The sequence below is a fragment of the Pandoraea sp. PE-S2R-1 genome (assembly GCF_002179865.1).
Taxonomy (GTDB): Bacteria; Pseudomonadota; Gammaproteobacteria; order Burkholderiales; family Burkholderiaceae; genus Pandoraea.
The window spans coordinates 1-673 of record NZ_NGUR01000026.1; the positions used below are offsets into that span (position 1 = coordinate 1).

A 673-nucleotide genomic window follows, 5' to 3' on the forward strand; every position below is an offset into this window, starting at 1 on the left:
GAAATACCGACGTGCCGGATGAGATCTGCGACCGGCATGCCCAACTCCGCTTGCTTCAGTACTGCGACAATCTGTTCGACTGAAAAGCGCTTGCGTTTCATAGCAAACCCCTCCTTTTTCCAAGGGTAAAGTTTGCCGAAAAACTAACATTCCAGGTGGTCCAGATTTCTCATGCAGATCACTGAAAGAGAAAGGCATCAGCATTGAACCAATACCCGAACTTCAGGGAATTTCTAGGTACGATGCGAGGGCGGTGGAGCAGGTGCTGATTGAATATAATGGTCTCGGAAAAAATTCTAGATCATTGATGAATAAGATAAATAGTATTTCTAGTAAGAATTCGATTTACTCGGATTCTTTGAGGTGAGGCGTGGAGTTGCTTAGAAAAATTAAATTCGAGGGATTTGATAAATGATAAAAATGGGTGATGTGTTCTCAATATTGACGAAAAAAGGATTGGCGTATTTGCAGTATGCAAATAAGAATTCTTTAATGGGAACTTTGGTTAGGATTCTTCCGGGAATTTTTTCGGAGGCGTGTGATGATGTAGAGAGTCTCGTTAAGAAGGAGACGAATTTTTGGATTTTTTTTCAAATTTCGGCTGCGTTGAAATTGGGTATTGTGGAGAAGGTAGGGAATTTTCCTATTCCGGAGCATTCGAAGAATATGCCTG

At 41.3% G+C, this 673-nt stretch carries 1 pseudogene; it reads left to right on the forward strand.

From position 1 onward, the window contains the following. Positions 1–411 precede the first annotated feature (411 nt). Positions 412–673 (forward strand): annotated as a pseudogene (locus CDV44_RS28300) (hypothetical protein); the annotation flags it as partial.